Origin of the sequence: Citreicoccus inhibens (assembly GCF_019039035.1) — a bacterium.
In the GTDB taxonomy this organism is placed as follows: Bacteria; Myxococcota; Myxococcia; order Myxococcales; family Myxococcaceae; genus Citreicoccus; species Citreicoccus inhibens.
In genome coordinates, this window is the sequence record NZ_JAHNZT010000009.1 from 248,742 (window position 1) to 264,643 (window position 15,902).

Here is a 15,902-nt window from a genome sequence, read left to right on the forward strand (position 1 = left end):
TTCCTGGCTCAGTCGAACTTGGGGAAGACGGGGAAGGTCGAGTCGATGCCAGCGGAGTTCGCCTCGCCGTTGGGGTGACGGGCGAGGCCCACTTGGATGTCTTCGCCATCGGTGGTCCAGGCGTCGAAGCAGACGGGGACGACACGACCCGTGGCGTCCTGTGCCTTCGTGAAACGGATGAAGACGCGCGTCTCAGAGAAGATGAACGTTCCCTTCAGCAGCAGGTTCATGGGGATGCGGTTCAGGGGGAAGTTGACGGTGCCCACCGCGGGCTGTCCGTCGCGCGCGTTGAAGCGCCGATCCGTGTGGCCGGGCTCCCAGGCCACACCGATGGGTTCGGTGCCTCGCAGACCGTACTCCTTGCGCATCGTCTCCACGGCATTCGCGGGGCACGGGGGGGCCGGCGGACCGGAACGCGTCTGCACGCCCGCGCAGGCCAGGCCTGTGCATGCGGTGACCGTGGCCACCTTGAGGGCGCGGCGCAAAGGGGTGGCGTTCTGCCGCGAGGCAGGCGGGTGAGACAGAGAGGGATTGGGCACGGCGGGGGTTTCCTTTGGAGACGCCGCCGGTGTGGCGACGACCGCGGGGGTAGGGCTCACGGGGAGCGGAACCGCGGCAGGCCCAATGTGTGGGGACTCTGCGGGTGACGCCAGTTTATTACCTTGGGAGGGGTCGATTTTGGAGGTGACCCTGGAGGTTGTGCTGTCATTGAGGCCCCGGGACTGGACGAAGTGCCACCAGAGTCCGCCGAGCAGCAGGCACAGCGCGGCGGTCACTCCCCAGCGAGGGCGGGGGCCGGGCGGCGGCAGCGCGGGCTCCTGTCGCTCCTGCCACCGGGCGAGCGCGTCGAGCCAGCTCTCGGGGAGGAGGCGCGCGAGTCGCCCCGGCCAGGGCGAAGGCGGTGGGTAGGCGCGGCTGGGCCAGCGCGGCACGTGCACCTGCGCGGGCGCATCGTCCGGTTGAGAGGGGGCGCGGGGCTCCTCGAGGAACAGCCGTGTGGCGTAGGGCGCCTCGGGGGCGGTGAGCATGCCCTCCACCAGCTCCGCGTGGAGCTGACCGCCATGTCGCGGGCGCCGCCTCGGGTCCTTCTCCAGCAAGCGGAGGATGGTCCGAGCGAGCGGGGTGGGGATGCGTGGGTTGATGGCCTGGGGTGGCGGCGGAGCCCGGGTCGCGATGGCCAGATAGAGCAGGTCGGTGGGCAGGTCGGGCGGGAAGGGATAGTGGCCGGTGGCCGCGCGGTAGAGGCAGACGCCGAGCGCGTAGAGGTCATCCGCGTGGGTGTAGGGATAGCGGGCCTCGGGCGTGCGCCAGTGGCGCTGGTGGAAGTGGACGGCCTCGGGGCTGCGCAGGTGATGGGTGCCAGGGGGCAGCGCGGCGGTGGTGAGCGTGGGCGCGCCCGCGACGTCTCCCGCGCCGAAGTCGATGAGGATGGGTTGGCCCGTGGTCCGCTGAATGAGGATGTGCTCGGGCTTGAGGTCGCGGTGCACCACGCCGCGCGCGTGGAGCAGGTCGAGCGCGAGGGCCACATGGCCTCCCGCGAAGGCGAGCTGGCGGAAGGTGGGATTGCAGGTGTCCGCCCAGGTGTGCAGGGCCGGGCCCTCGATGCAGTCCATGACGAAGTAGGGGAGCCCGGTGCGGGGATGGGGCCACCGGCCGCTCGCGTGGACGCGCACGACGTGGGGGTGCACGGCCTTGTCCAGGAGGAGGGCCGTCTCGCGCAGACTGCGTGCGGAGTCCGGGTGGAGTGACAGCTTGAGCGCGAAGGGCTGCCCGGGCGCATCCGGGTGCTCCACGCGATACACGGCCCCGTAGCCCCCCGAGCCCAGCCTCTCGACGATGCGCCACCCACCCACCACCGCACCCGGCGGGAGCGCCGCCGGATACACGAGGGTCCCGTCCTCACTCATGGCCTTCACAGGTCCAGTGAGTATCAGTCAACCTCTTGGGTTGACAACTCACTGGGGAGGGGGCGGTGTCGCCTCCCTCACAGGTGGTATGGTTGGGGGCGTGCCGCGCGCTTCAGGAGAACAAGAAGTGGGGCACGTTGAGGTCGCTCTCGGTGGAGTCGAGGGACGCGATGATGCTGAGGCGCTGCTGGGGCTCGGCGAGGTCGACCACGTAGTCGGCCTTGGTCTTCCCCGCGCCTTGGATGACCCGGACGCGGGGCCTGGCCGCCAGCGCCGCATCGGTCGGGACGTCCATCACCACGCCGAGCTGTCCGCCCGACAGCCGGACCAGCGTGCCCACCGGATAGAAGCCCGCCACCGCCGTGAACAGGCGGACGACCCGCGGGTCGAACCGCGTGCCGGCCCGATGCGTGATGAGCCGCAGCGCGGTGTCGGGCGGCAGGCCCGGATGGGGAGGCGAGGGGAAGGTGAGCAGGTCGAACGCGCAGGGCACCGCGAGCAATCTCCCCGCGAAGCCAATCGGATGCTGGACCGGGCCGCTCCAGGCCGGCTGAAGACAATCGTGCGCGGCCACCACGCGCTCCAGGCGCTGGCTGTCCAGCGGGCGCTGCAAGAGGCGAAGCCCTGTTTGAAGGGGGCCGCGCCGCGCCAGCAGCTCGTGCGAGGCGCGGTCGAACTCCTGCTCGGGGGACAGGGGCGTGGTGCCGCGCCCCAGGTCGTGGAACAGCCCGTTCAGCGCGAGGTCGAGTTGCTGCGCGCGCGACAGGCCCATGCGTCGCGCCATCAACAGGGTGAGCACCGCCACCGCCGCGCCATGCTGCCCCCCATCGACCTGCGCGCGGCGAAAGCGGGTGAGCCCCACCAGCAGGGACTCGTGGCCCACCGACGCGTCGGCCAATCGGAGCAGCACGCGACGGAAGCGTTCGATGCGCACCGGAGTTCGCGTGTCGATGACGTGCTTGAGCAACACCACGAGGCGCGCGTAGTACCGGAGCATCACCTCGCGCGGCGTCAACACGGTGGTGGACGAGAGCACGTCGCGCAGGCGGATGGGGCCCAGCTTCTCCTGGAGGATGGCTTGGGGCTTCTGCGTCCGCCGGTGCTTCTGGCATGCGACCAGGAAGGTCCTCAGGTGCTCACGGCGCAGCCCCGCGCCGAAGGAGATTTCCTGCGCCTGGAAGTGCTCCAGGTAGCGCCGGAGCGAGACGGCGGTCTCCAGGTGCTCGTCGCCCAGCTTCATCCGCGCGCCACTGAGGAAGGGGATGCCTCCCACGCACTGCAACTCCACGGAGGTCTGCCCCCGCAGCGCGGTGTCCAGCAGCGCGCCCAGCTCCTCCAGGGCCTCCTTCACGCCCGCGTTGTCCACGTCATGCAGGGACACCGCGTTGAGGCAGCGCACGACCAGCGCCATGAGCCGAGGGCCCACCCGATTCGCGTCCTCACGTGTCGTCTCACCATCCATGGTTCAGGCTCCTGGGGCCAGCAGTGCCAGGGCTTCCCGGCAGGCGAGCTTCAGCGTCCGCGGGGCGAAGAGCTTGCGGGCCGTGGCCTCCAAGAGCGGCCGGGCGCGCGGGTCCCCGAGGATGCCCATGCATTGCGCGCAGTGGGCCTTCAGCTCGGTGTCCTGCTCGCGCTCGAACGCCTGTCGCAGCGCGGTCGCGGCGACGGGGCCTCCCAGGTCCGCGAGCGCGCGGACCACGGCCATGCGCTCGCGCCGGTCGAGCCGCGTCTCCAGGCGCGTCACCAGCGGTCCCACCGCGCCTTCCACGCCGTGCCGCAGGAGCAGCGCCAGGGTCTCGCTCCGCACATCGGTGTTGGGGTCCGCCAGCAGCTTCAGGAGCAGCGCGCGGTGGCGGTCCACGTCGCGCTTCTCCAAGCGCGCGATGATGGCCACGCGGACCACGGGCTGAGGATGTCCCAGCAGCGCGGCCGTCAGGGGCTGGGCGTCCGGGCCTGACTCGCGCAAGGGGCGCACCCACTCCAGGTCTCGCACGTTCAGCGACGCGGCGCGGGTCACCAGCACGTTCATCAGGGGAATGCCCCGACGCAGGAGCAGCCGCGCCAGCGCGCCCCGAGACTCGGACGAGGTCATCTCGAAGAGCAGGTCCGTGGCGCCCTGGAGGGCATCGCGCTGCAGCAGGCCCAGCAGCTCCAGCACCTGGGCCTGCTCCGACGTCTGCGCGAGCCCCGTGCGAATCCCCTCTCGGAGGAGCAGCCGCGTGACGGCGTGGAGGTCCGGCGCCCGGGCGCTCATGGCGCGCGCGTCTCGGGTCATGCCCTGCACCACGTGCGTGAGCGCGGTCCACCGGCCCGCGGACACCAAGCCCGCGAGCAGCTCTTCCGCCCAGCCCATCAGCGCCGGGCGCTCCTCGTCGCGGCAGACCGCGAGCAGGGCCCACACCAACCACAGCCCGCGCTCGTGAAGACCGTCTGGGTTTCGCTCGCGCTCCAGCAGGGCGCGCAGCTCCGCGACCTCCGCCTCGCTGGCGCCCGTGAACGCGGGCGCGCCGGTGCGCTTCAAGTCCTCCGCGTGGACAGGCGCCAGGACCTCGGCCTCCAGGCGCGCGAGCCACTCGTCATGTCCCACGGCCAGACGCTGCCCGCTCCCCGTGCCCTGGCGGCGGGTCAGCGCCGTGAAGAGCTGCTCCTCTCGCTCCGACAACAGGGCCTCGGTCTGCGCGGACTCCGCGCCGGCGTCGGTGGTGGTGGGCACCTCGGCGACGACCAGCTCGATGTCCTCGAAGCCTTGCTCCCAGAACCAGGTGTAGAAGTCATACTCGGCCGGCAGCGCGCGTTGCTGCGCCCGGTGCCACATGCCCAGGAACGCGCTCAGCTCCGCCAGCTCCAGCCCGGGCTGGAAGAGAATCTCCTGCACGCCCTCCAGGAACAGCGGCCGCGTCACCGAGTCCTTGGGCGAGGTTGCCTCGACGAGCACGACCTCGCCCAGGAGCAACGTCGAGGCGCGCACGTGCAGGACCACCGCCTCGCTCGTGACGTCGTGATACCGCCGCACCGCCTCGCTCAGGCGTTGAAGCACGTCCTCCAGCGCCGAGTGCCCCTCGGCATAGAACCGGTAGGTGCCGAGGACCTTGTTCAGCGCATGGCCTACCTCCGCGGCGACTTCCTCGGGGCGGGGCGTGGGCGCGGTTGCCGAGGCGGCGGGGGCGAGCGGCTTTCCAATCGCGAGGGCAGGCATGGTTGTAATTCATTGAAATATTGTCATTGCCGCAAATCCAGAAACCGCCACGGAAATGTCAGGCAGTGAACTCAGGCGCGTGAGGCGAGGGCGTCGAGCGCCTGTGTGGCCAGGGCCTCGCCTTCTCTCCAACCCGCGGTGCGGGCTCGGTCCCGGGCGCGCTCCAATCGCTCACGCGCCTCGGCGGAGCGCCCTTCCGCGCCGAGCAGCCGCCCCGCGTTGTAGTGGATGCGCGCGGCCTCCTGCGCATCGCCTGCCTGTTCCGCGAGGGCGAGCGCGCGCTCCAGCTCCGCGAGCGCGGGGCCATGCTCTCCCGCCAGGACGCGCAGACCCGCGAGGTTGGACAGGGCGCGGGCTTGTCCCACGCCACTGTGGCTCGCGCGAGCTTGTTCAAAGGCATGCATGAAGCTGACGCGGGCGCGCTCGGTCTGCTGGAGCCGCAGCTGCAACCGCCCCAGCAGGTTGAGGTGCTCCCAATAGAACTCCGGCGCGCGCGCGGGACGTCCGCCCATGCGCTGGAAGGCCTGGGTGAGCAGCTCCACGGCGCCGGTGATGTCGCCGCGGGCCTCGCGAGCCCGGGCGCGCTCGCCCAGCACCCAGGCCTCGGTCTCGGGGGCTTCGCGGGCCGCTTCCTGCGCCACCTGGAGGCGAGCCTCCGCGGCGGCGACGTGTCCTCGCTTCAGCTCCGCGCTGGCGACGCGCCGCAGCACCTCCGCGCGCGAGGCGGGTGACTCGGTGGCGGGGAGTCGCTCCAGCCAGGAGGTGGCCAGGGGCTCCACGGCCGCGGGGTCCACTTGCGCCAGACACGTGAGCGCGCGGGTCAGCATGCCGAGCTGCCACAGCCGCGCGGACGGAGTCGGTCCCGGCGTCTCTCCCATCGCGTGCCGGAAGTAGTCGGTGGCCGCGCGCCACTCGCCGCGCGCGGACAATCGCTCACCGGCGCGCTCGCAGGCGGCGGTGGCGGCGGGTGCGGCGGCGGCCAGCAGGTGATTGGCCACGCGGACCTCGCGCGCGGGCTCGGCGGCGAAGGCGTCGCGTCCCAGCGTCTCCGCCAGCTCCTGGTGCGCGCGGCGCAGCGCGCTCGCGGGCAGGCGCTGGAGCAAGACCTGGCGGGTCAGCTCTTGGGTGAATCGCAGACACCCGGGGCGCTCCCCGGCCTCGGAGAGCCAGCCATCCGCGACGAGCATCTCCTGCGCCTCGCCGCCCGTGCCCGCCCCCAGGGAGTCTCGAATCAGCGCGGCGCTGAAGACCGCGCCTTCGACCGCGGCGCGCGAGAGGAATTGCTGCAAGGGAGGTGGCAGCAGGTCCAGCCGGGCGCCGAGCGCGAGCCCGAGGCTGTCCGGGAGCACCGCGCGATCCAGCGACGCGGTGGCCTGCCAGGCTCCACCCAGCCGCTGCGTGTCGCCGCGCTCGATGAGGGCGCGCATCAACTCCAGGGCGAAGGAGGGATTGCCCTCGGCGCGCTCCGTGACCCGCTTCTCCACCTCCGCGCCGAGCGGGGCTCCGAACGCGGCCTGGAGCAAGGCCTTCAGCTCGGCGCGAGGCATGCCCTCCAGGGCGAAGGCCGGGAGGGACGCGAGCTCGCCGGGGAGCGTCTCCGGCGCGCTCGTCGCCAGCAGGGCCACGCGTGCATCCGAGGTGAGGAGCAGGGCGTGGAGCAGCTTCAGCGAAGAGGGGTCCGCGTGGTGGAGGTCGTCCACCAACAGCAGCAGGCCTCCGGGCTGCGCCGCGCGCAACAGGGTCGCCGTCACCGCCGCGTCGCCCGCCTGGAGCTGTCCTTGCGGGCCTCCGTGCGACAGGCGTCGCCACAGCGCCGCGACCTCTTGCGCCGGGATGCCCAGGGCCACGAGAGGCTGGAGCGGCGCGCCCTCCGGCGACGTCCCGAGCGTGCGCGCCAGCCCGGTGAGCACCGAGCGCACCAGTCCCAAGGGCCCCGCGCCGCGATGCTCCTCCGCGCTCGTGCGGACCACCCGCAGCGGCGCCAGCGCTGTCGCGCGCGCCTCCACCGCCTCGAGCAGCCGACTCTTGCCCATGCCCGCGGTGCCCGTGAACAGCCGCGCGCCGCCCGCTCCGGTCCGCACCGCCTCCATCACGCGCTGCGCTTCGGCCAGTGCGTCCACGCGCCCGACGAAGGGGCTGCTCCTCGCCACGCCTCCCCAGCCCTCCACGCTCCAGGCCTCGGGGTGACCCGTGGCCGCGAAGCGCACGTGCTCTTCCAGCAGGGCCTTCACCGCCGGGCCCGCGAGGGTCTCGCCCGGCCTCGCGGCCTGGGCCAGCGCGGCGGCGCGCTCCAAGCCGCCTCCCGCCACGCGCCAGGGCACGCGCCCTCCGCCGCCACTCACCAGCACCGCGTCGAACTCCACGCCCGCGCGGGCCCGAGGGCGCGGCAGCGGCCCGGTGGTCTCCACCGCGCGCAGCAGCTCCAGGGCGCAGCGCACCGCGCGCAGCGGGTCCTCCCGCCGCGCCGTGGGCAGGCCGAAGGCGAGGCTCCAGCGGGACTCGGTGAGCTGGACCACCTCCGCCTCGTGTCGCTCGGCGAGGGCGGCGGCCAGGTCGAGCAGTTGGCCCAGGGCCTCCAATCCCTCCTCGGGGCCCAGGGCCTGCTTCAGCGCGTCCACGCCCTCCAGGTCCACCGTGAGGATGACCAGCTTGCGCTTGAGCGCGCCCGCCTCTCGCCCGCGGATCCGAACGGTCGCATGGGGTGGCTCCGCCCCCAGTGCCGTCGTGGCCTCCGTGGGAGGCTCGCTGGGGGGCTCGGTCACATGGAGGACGGTGGGCGCCTCCACGGGCTCGGCGGCGGAGGAGACGGGCGCCGAGGGTTGCGCGGGCGTCGGGGAGCGCGCGCTGCCGCAGTGCGGACAGAAGCGGTGGGTGTCGCTGCTCGTCTGACCGCAGCGAGGGCAGGAGACGCTGGAGGCGGGGCCGCGCAGCAGCACGCCCTCCAGGCCCGTGCCGGACTGTTGCAGTCGCGCGCGCACGCTCTCGCCCACCAGCCGCTCGAGTGTCGCGGACACGCCATTCGCATTCGTTCGAGGCGTCTCGTCCAGGTAGGCCTGGAGGGCACGGGCGACATCCGCGCAGCGCTCGAAGCGCTGCTCGCGCGGCTTGGCCAGCATGCGCAGGATGATGTTCTCCAGCAGGGGAGAGACGCCCGCGACTAGGCTCGAGGGGCGCGGCGCGGGGGTCAGCGCGATGCGCCGCATGGCCTCGGCGGGGTTGTCTGACTCCACCAACACGCGCTGGGTCACCAGCTCCCACAGCACCACGCCCAGGGCGAACTGGTCGCTCCGACCGTCGAGCGGTTGGTTGCGGACCTGCTCCGGGGACATGTAGCGCAGCTTCCCCTTGAGGATGCCGGTGCGCGTTCGCGTGGAGCGGTTGGTCGCCTTCGCCACGCCGAAGTCCACCACCTTCGTCACGCCATCCAGCCGCACCATGATGTTCTGCGGGCTGATGTCGCGATGGACGAGCTCCAGCGGCGCTCCCTCGGCGTCCACCGCGTGGTGCGCATGGTCCAGCCCGAGCGCCGCGTCGCGGATGATCTCCGCGCAGACCGCGGGCCCGAGCGGCGTACCGGCGCGCAGGGCGGTCCGCGCCAGCCGCCCGAGGTTCTCCCCCTCGATGTACTCCATCGCGATGTAGAAGGTTCCACCCCACTCGCCCACCTCGTAGACCGAGACGACGTTGGGGTGATTGAGCCGCCCCGCCACGCGCGCCTCGTCGAGGAACATCTCTAGCGAGCCCTCCTGGTCCAACAGGTCGGGCAGGAGGTTCTTCAGGATGACGGGCCGCTCGAAGCCGCTGACGCCCACCTGCCGCGCCAGGAATATCTCCCCCATTCCGCCCACGGCGAGCCGGTTCAGCACCGCATAGCGGCCGAAGACGAGGGGAACCGGGCTGCTCACGGACGTCATCTCGCGCGAACGCTAGTCAGCCCCGCCGGGCCCCCGCCAGTTCCTGCTCCCATTCCGTGCAAGCGAAGGTGGTGGGTGCAGGTGACCCACCCGCGCGCGCGGTCCTTGGGCGGGCGGGGTGCGGGCAAAGAGCCGCATCCGACCGGTCGGGGCGTGAGAGGCCCTCCGCGCCCGGGACCCGCGCGCGAGACATTGAGACGGGCTGTATTTGTTTCATCGAAGGAATGCGTGTTTTTCAGTGTTGTCAGGTTTGTTGGGGTGATGTGCGCCTTTGCGTCCCTGCCCTGGCGCGCGTGCCGAGGGTTGGCTGGTTTTCATCGTGGAACGGAATGTCTGTCTTCAAATTGGTGCGCGCCGGTCAGCGAACCACGACCCAAGACCCAGGCCGGAGGTTTTTCAACAGCGACCCGACCTGAGGCATCCCGTGTGCATTGGGCCGGCGTCCCCGTGACGAGGGAGTCACACGGGGGGAGGCATGAACGCATGAATCACAGATGGTTGGGCGTCCTGCTGGGAGGAGTGTTCTGGTCCTCCGGCGCCGGGGCGCATGATTTCCTGGCGGAGAAGCTCGTGAACGGGTCGAAGCAGGCCCTCGTGACAAGTTATCCGACCACGCTGAATTTTACCTTCAAGGCCACAAACATTCACCCCACGCTGCCCTCGGTGCTGTTGGCGGCCACGGACAACCTGCTGTCGTCCTGCACTTTTTTGCCGGCGCCGCCCCTGACGGTGCCCGTGGGGGGCAACGTCACGTATCAATGTCAATACAACGTGGTCAGCTACGATGCGTGTGTGGCCCTGGGTGCGTTGGACTCGAACCCGGACAGCCCGAACGCCACCGTCAGCTTCACGAACATCTTCGGCATTGGCTGGGAGAACAGCGGCTCCAGCCAGGCCTCCACCAACGTGCTCTGCACCCAGGAGCCCGTGCTTCACTGTGACGACACCATCTACATCTCCACGTCGTCCTCGACCCCCGAGGGCTTACCCTCCGGCCCCTCGCATCTCTATATCTTCGACCCCGCCACCGGCTCGCTGGCGCTCCAGGGTGACACGGCGCTTCCATACAACGCATTGGCGTTTAATCACAAAGATGGATTTCTGTATGCCATCTCCGCGAACGCGGTGGACCCACCCCAGCTCGTCCGCGTGGATGCCAATGGCTCCACGCAGGTCATCGCGCCGCTGGTGACGGGGGCGGCCAACTCGGCCCGCTGGGGCGCGGGTGCCTTCCTCAAGGAAGGCATCTTCGTGGGCTTCGAAATCACCACGAACCACCTCATCCTGGTCAACCCGCAGACGGGCGCGGTCCTGTCGGACATGGTCGTGGGCACGCCCTCGACCTTCCGGGTCGCGGATGTGGCGGTGAGCCCGGTGGACGGCTTGCTGTATGGCTTCAACAGCGCGACCCAGCGCGTGACGGTCGTGGACCCGCGCACGGGCACGTTCTCGGACATCCCCTTCCGCTCGAAGGTGAATGACGCGACGTCCGAGGGGAACTCCATGGTGTCGGCCATCTTCACGGCCGACGGCAGGCTGTTCTTCTATGGCACCACCAATGCCAACACCTCGCGCGCCAACACCTTCTACTCGGTCAACATGGCGACGGGCGTGCTGTCCACCGTCTCCACCGGACCGACGACGCAGTTCGCGGATGGCGCCACCTGCAACTTCAAGGCGGACTCGAGCGGAGGACTCAGCCCGGCGCCCGTGACGCGCGACCGCGGCTTCTATCTGTCCAGCGAGAAGGCCCTCACGGAGTGCATGGCCCCGGGCCCCATCGCCCTGGGGAACGTGGGCGCGGTGTTCGGCGTGGACGACGCGCTGGGCGTGCTGTGGGCCAACCCGGCCATCTCCTCGGACAACGTCGTGCGCTCGGAGATGGCGGCCCTGACGGTGAAGGTCGCGCGGGAGTGGGTGACCGCGGTCTGCAACGAGCGCGTGTTCGGGACGCCGGCGCCCGCGCTCTCCGCCCAGGAGGCGGTGCTGCCGGCGGACCGCGAAACCCTCGAGGGGACCCTGCACCGTCTGGAGGCCCACAACCTCTCGGGCGCGCGGTGGGCCGTCCCGCTGAGCAAGGAGTTCTGGAACCTGGATCCCACCTGGGGTCTGGGCCGAGCCGTGGAACCTGGGTTCTGGGAGAAGGCGCGATGAAGACCGCGAGCAAGTCGGTGATGGCGGCCGTGATGGGTGTGTCGTTCCTGCTGGGCGGGTGCGGCGAGTCCGACGGCATCTCCCCGGTGCACGAGCCGCCCGGAGACCGCTTCGAGCTGCGCCTCAAGGGCGCGGACCTGGAGGCGTACGACAAGGTGATGCTGGGCATTGGCAGCGTCGAGGTGACGGCTGGAGGCCAGCCGGTGCCCGTGTCGCTGTCCCCCGCGGGCCGGTTCATGGACCTGTCCATCCAGGACCACGCGCACCTGCTGGGCTCCTTCTATCTGCCCAAGGACGCCCCCGAGGCGAACATCCGGGTGCGCTTCGATGACGTGGGGCTGTATCACCAGGGCACCGAGGGCGGCCTCATCAACGCCCGCTCCGCCACCATCCTGTTCACCTCGCAGCGGGTGGAGCTGGAGAAGCGCAAGCACGCCGTCATCGAGCTGCACCTGAAGCAGAGCCTGGACCAGGGCGCGGGCGAGAAAGTCCTCCTCCCCACCACCTTCATCGCCCACTGAGGCGCAGGCGGGGCCCCTGTCCCTGCGGCCCGTGGGGCGGGGGCCCCGGCGGACCCTCCCTCCTGGGCAAGGAGGCGGGGGCCGCCCTGGCAGGGTACGGAATCCGTGCATGCGCGGGTGTCTACGGGTATAGACACCCCCCATGTGCCCCTTGGTGAACACGAAGCACTTGATTGACGCCCAGGGCGTGGCGGGACTGCTGCACCTGCGCCACACCAACAGCGTCAGCACCTATCTGCGCCGTTATCCGGACATGCCCCGTCCCGTGCTGGACCTGGGGACCGGGCGACCGCGCCTCTGGTTGAAGCCCCAGGTCATCCGCTGGCTGCGCGAGCGGCGGACGCCGGACGTGCGCATGGGAGGTGAGCGATGACGGTCACCACGCCTCCCGCGGTGCTGCCCGGGCCCAATGAGCCGTGCTGGTGCGGCAGCGGCTCCAAGTACAAGAAGTGCCACCGCGGCGCGGACAGCGTCGAGGCTCGCAAGCGCGGCCCCGAGCCCGTGCGCGCCGGCAGCGTGCGGCCGGGCATCATCAGCCCTCGGCGCAGCGTGCCCGCGAACATTCCCCGGCCGGACTATGCCGAGTCGGGCAAGCCCCGCCGCTCGCGGTTCGCCGAGTCCGATGTGAAGAGCCCGGAGGTGCTGGCCCGCATGCGCCGGGCCTGCCGCGCGGCCGGACAGGTGTTGCAGGAGGCGGCGTCTCACCTGCGTCCTGGCATCACCACGGATGAAATCGATGCCATCACCCACGCGGCCTACATCCAGCGCGGGGGCTATCCCAGCACGCTGAACTACCACGGCTATCCCAAGTCGCTGTGCACCTCGGTCAACGAGGTCATCTGCCACGGCATCCCGGACAGCCGCGCGCTGGAGGACGGCGACATCGTCAACCTGGACATCACCATCTTCCTGGAGGGCGTCCACGGGGACTGCTCGGCCACGTACTTCGTGGGGAAGGTGGACCCCGAGAGCGAGCGGTTGGTGCGCGTCACCCGCGAGTGCCTGGACCTGGGCATCGGGGCGGTGAAGGTGGGGCGGCCCATCAGCGACATCGGCCGCGCCATCGAGGGGCACGCCACGAAGAACGGCATGAGCGTGGTGCGCGCCTACTGTGGCCACGGCATCGGCGAGACGTTCCACACGTCGCTCCAGATTCCGCACTACTACGAGGCCGAGGCGGACACCGTGATTGAGCCGGGCATGGTGTTCACCATCGAGCCGATGATCAACCTGGGCGACTGGCACCACCGGAGCTGGGATGACGGCTGGACCGCCGTCACCGCGGACGGCAAGCGCAGCGCGCAGTTCGAGCACACCATCCTCGTCACCGAGCAGGGCGCCGAGATTCTCACCCTGCCGTGATTCACCCGAGGCCCGGCCCCTGTCTGGGGCCGGGTCTTCAATTTCGTGGCGAGCCGGCGGGCCTAGGTCCGCCGCCGCCGCGTCCGCAGGGCCGCTCCCGCCAGGAGTCCGAGCGCGGTGAGCACGGACGCCGAGCCACCCGTGGTGCTGCACCCGTCCTCGCCGTCCGGCGGGAGGCCGCCCGGAGGCGGCGAGAGGAACACGGCGGTGGTGCGCGCCGGGAGGGTGAAGGTCCCGCTGGGTGCGTCGAAGCTCGCCGCGCGCACGAAGGGGTCCGTGGAGTCCTTCTGCACGGGGTGGAGCACCAGGGCGAGGTTGCGATAGCGCTCGGCCTGGAATGTCTGCTGCGTGACGCCGCTGTTGAAGAGCACCACCGCGCGCGCGTCCGGCGTGTCGGTGCCCTCGCCGGAGATGCTCATCACGATGAGGCCGGGGGTCTGCCCGGGGCCCGTGTTCTCGAAGCGCACCTGGCGCTTCACCGCGTCGCCCGTGCGCAGGCGGAACAGCGGCGAACTCTTGCGGATCCGCACCATCTCCTCGAAGTGCTCCAGCGCGCGCTGGATGTCCGCGGGCGCGGGCTTGAGGGCGGGGTCCGCGAGCAGCGGGCGGAAGAGGGGCCAGTGGTCTTGGTTCTCCTGGCCGGGTGGCAGGCCCACGCCCCAGTTGTTGCGCTGGTAGGTCCAATCCAGCTGGTTGAACCAGTCCCCCGAGTTGTAGCTGTTGCGGTCGAGCGACTTGGAGCGCAGCAGCTCGTCGCCCGCGTGGAAGAACGGGATGCCCTGGCTCAGCGCCACCAGCGAGATGCCCAGGTTGTGCATCCGCACGCGGTCCGCCAGGGTGGCCGCGCGCGGGGCCTTGAGCTGGACGGCGTCGAAGAGCGTCTCGTTGTCATGCGCGGAGACGTAGGTGATGACCTCCTGCGGGTCTTCGGCGTAGCCGGCCGGGCTGCCGTTGTAGTCCACCTGCGCGCCCGTCACGTCCTTGCCCGTGCTGTCCACGAGCGAGAAGTCCCTCAGGTTGCCCGCGAGCCCCAGGCGGATGAGGTCGGTGTCGTGCAGCAGCCGCGCGCGCTCCTCCGCGGGCGTGCCCTGCGGGGTGCCGTTGCTCCAGAGGGACAGGCCGGTGATGAACCCCTGGTCCTGGATGCCACTGAAGGGGCCACCTCCGCGAGCGGCGTCGCGCAGTCGGTCACTGAAGGTGCCGATGCCCGTGCCGGCCAGGTTGCGCTGCGTGGCGTTCACCCCGCGCTGGTTGTTCTGCACCTCACCGAAGTCCCAGCCCTCGCCGTAGATGTAGATGCTCTTGCCGTCCACGCCGTCCTTCTCCACGGTGAGCGCGTCCAGCGCGGCGCGCAGGTGCAGCATCGTGGACTTCATGTGGTGACCCATCAGGTCGAAGCGGAAGCCGTCCACTTTGTACTCGCGCGCCCACGTCACCACGGAGTCCACCATGAGCTTCTCGAACATGGCGTTCTCGGACGCCGTGTTCTGGCAGCACGTGCTGGTCTCCACGTTCCCGTCGTCGTTCAGCCGGTGGTAGTAGCCGGGGACGATGCGATCCAACACGCTGCGGGCGTCCTGCCCCGCCGAGTGCGTGTGGTTGTAGACGACGTCCATCACCACGCGCAGGCCGTGCTGGTTGAGCGACTGCACCATCTGCCGGAACTCCAGCGTGCGGGTGGGCCCGTTGGGGTTCGTCGAGTAGCTGCCCTCGGGCACCGTGTAGTGGAGCGGGTCGTAGCCCCAGTTGAACCCATCCGCATCCACCACCGCCGCCACGCGCGCCTGCTGCTCCGCCGAGTCCGGCGGCATCGACACGAGGTCCCCCTCGGGCTCACGGCGAGAGGCCGCGTCCTCGTTGACGGTCGCGAAGTCGAACACCGGCAGGAGGTGCACGTGGGTGACGCCCGCGCGCGCCAGCCGCGACAGGTGCCGCATGCCATCCGAGTCCCGCGTGAAGGCCTTGAACGTGCCGCGCTCCTCGGCGGGCACGGTGAGGTCGTGGATGCTGAAGTCGCGCGCGTGCAGCTCGTACAGGACGATGTCCTCGGGCGCCGCGAGCGCGGGCTTGGCGAGCTGGCTCCAGCCGCGCGGCTGGAACTCGGAGGTGGCCAGGTTGACGAGCTGGCTGCGCGTGCTGTTGGTGGAGAGCGCCACCGAGTAGGGGTCCGTCACGAGGTTGACGAACGTGGCGCCCTCGCGCGGGACATAGACCTCCACCTCGTACAGATAGAAGCGGCCGTACCACGCGGGGTCCCCCGTGACGCTCCACACGCCCTTCTCGCCCTCGGTCATGGGGACGCTCACGAAGGCGGAGCTGGGCCGCGCGTCCTCGAACACGCGCACGCTCACCGCGCGCGCCGTGGGCGCCCAGACGCGCAGGGTGGGCCGTCCGCGCTCGAAGCTCACGCCCAACGGCCCCGTGTACAGGTCCGTGTCATCGAGCACGCCCGCGAGCTGGAGGCCCGTCGCGTCGGCGGGCTTTCCATCGGGGTCCGTCACGGACAGCGCCACCTGTCCCTTGAGCATCGCGGGCACGCGGGCCACCTCGGATGCCGCCAGCTTGAACACCGGGCGTCCCACGAGCTGCGGGAAGCGCGCCTGCTGCTCGGCGCTCAACCCCGAGGTCGAGCGCGTCAGCGTCAGCGCCTCGCCTCCCACGACGCCCGTGCCCGAGAGGTGCATCGCGCCCGCGGGGTCGGTGTGCAGCCGCACCGTGGCGCCGTCCTTGAGCTGCTCGGGCTCCCACACGAGCGTGTCGCGGGATATCCAATGCGCGCGCGCCATCCACAAATCTCCCACAAACTCACCCTCCACCTTCACACACAACTTCTTAATAATAACACTCC

Annotated in this window: 9 protein-coding genes; 4 read left to right on the forward strand and 5 right to left on the reverse strand. The window is 70.7% G+C overall.

The genetic code is table 11. The annotated features are described in order from the left end of the window. Positions 1-8: 8 nt before the first annotated feature. The 4 genes from KRR26_RS14555 to KRR26_RS37430 all read right to left on the reverse strand — a co-directional run bounded on the left by KRR26_RS14555 (position 9) and on the right by KRR26_RS37430 (position 9,017). Positions 9-1,907, reverse strand: coding sequence for a serine/threonine protein kinase (locus tag KRR26_RS14555; RefSeq protein WP_217080097.1), 1,899 nt, complete (start codon positions 1,905-1,907; stop codon positions 9-11). Between the two features lie 112 nt (positions 1,908-2,019). Then, positions 2,020-3,369 (reverse strand): HD-GYP domain-containing protein, encoded by a 1,350-nt coding sequence (locus KRR26_RS14560; protein WP_120206318.1) that lies wholly within the window; start codon positions 3,367-3,369, stop codon positions 2,020-2,022. A gap of 3 nt (positions 3,370-3,372) precedes the next feature. Beyond that, positions 3,373-5,103, reverse strand: a complete 1,731-nt coding sequence (locus KRR26_RS14565) for a HEAT repeat domain-containing protein (RefSeq protein WP_217080098.1) — start codon at positions 5,101-5,103, stop codon at positions 3,373-3,375. A gap of 71 nt (positions 5,104-5,174) precedes the next feature. After that, positions 5,175-9,017 carry a serine/threonine-protein kinase gene (locus KRR26_RS37430; RefSeq protein ID WP_217080099.1) on the reverse strand — a complete coding sequence of 1,281 codons (3,843 nt, stop codon included), beginning with the start codon at positions 9,015-9,017 and terminating at the stop codon, positions 5,175-5,177. Between the two features lie 483 nt (positions 9,018-9,500). Between KRR26_RS37430 and KRR26_RS14575 the strand changes: the two genes are divergently transcribed. From KRR26_RS14575 to map, 4 genes are all read left to right on the forward strand, one after another. Beyond that, positions 9,501-11,171, forward strand: a complete 1,671-nt coding sequence (locus KRR26_RS14575) for a YncE family protein (RefSeq protein WP_217080100.1) — start codon at positions 9,501-9,503, stop codon at positions 11,169-11,171. Next, entirely contained in the window at positions 11,168-11,692 is a 525-nt protein-coding gene (locus tag KRR26_RS14580) for a hypothetical protein (RefSeq protein ID WP_233576917.1), read from the forward strand. Before KRR26_RS14575 ends, KRR26_RS14580 begins: the two co-directional genes overlap by 4 nt. A gap of 142 nt (positions 11,693-11,834) precedes the next feature. After that, complete coding sequence (locus KRR26_RS14585; RefSeq protein WP_120206314.1) at positions 11,835-12,065, forward strand: hypothetical protein; 231 nt, start codon at positions 11,835-11,837, stop codon at positions 12,063-12,065. Beyond that, entirely contained in the window at positions 12,062-13,054 is a 993-nt protein-coding gene (gene map / locus KRR26_RS14590) for a type I methionyl aminopeptidase (RefSeq protein WP_120206313.1), read from the forward strand. Before KRR26_RS14585 ends, map begins: the two co-directional genes overlap by 4 nt. Before the next feature lie 62 nt (positions 13,055-13,116). On the opposite strand, the gene pulA is transcribed toward map, so the two are convergent. Next, entirely contained in the window at positions 13,117-15,840 is a 2,724-nt protein-coding gene (gene pulA / locus KRR26_RS14595; protein ID WP_236068600.1) for a pullulanase-type alpha-1,6-glucosidase, read from the reverse strand. Positions 15,841-15,902 lie beyond the last annotated feature (62 nt).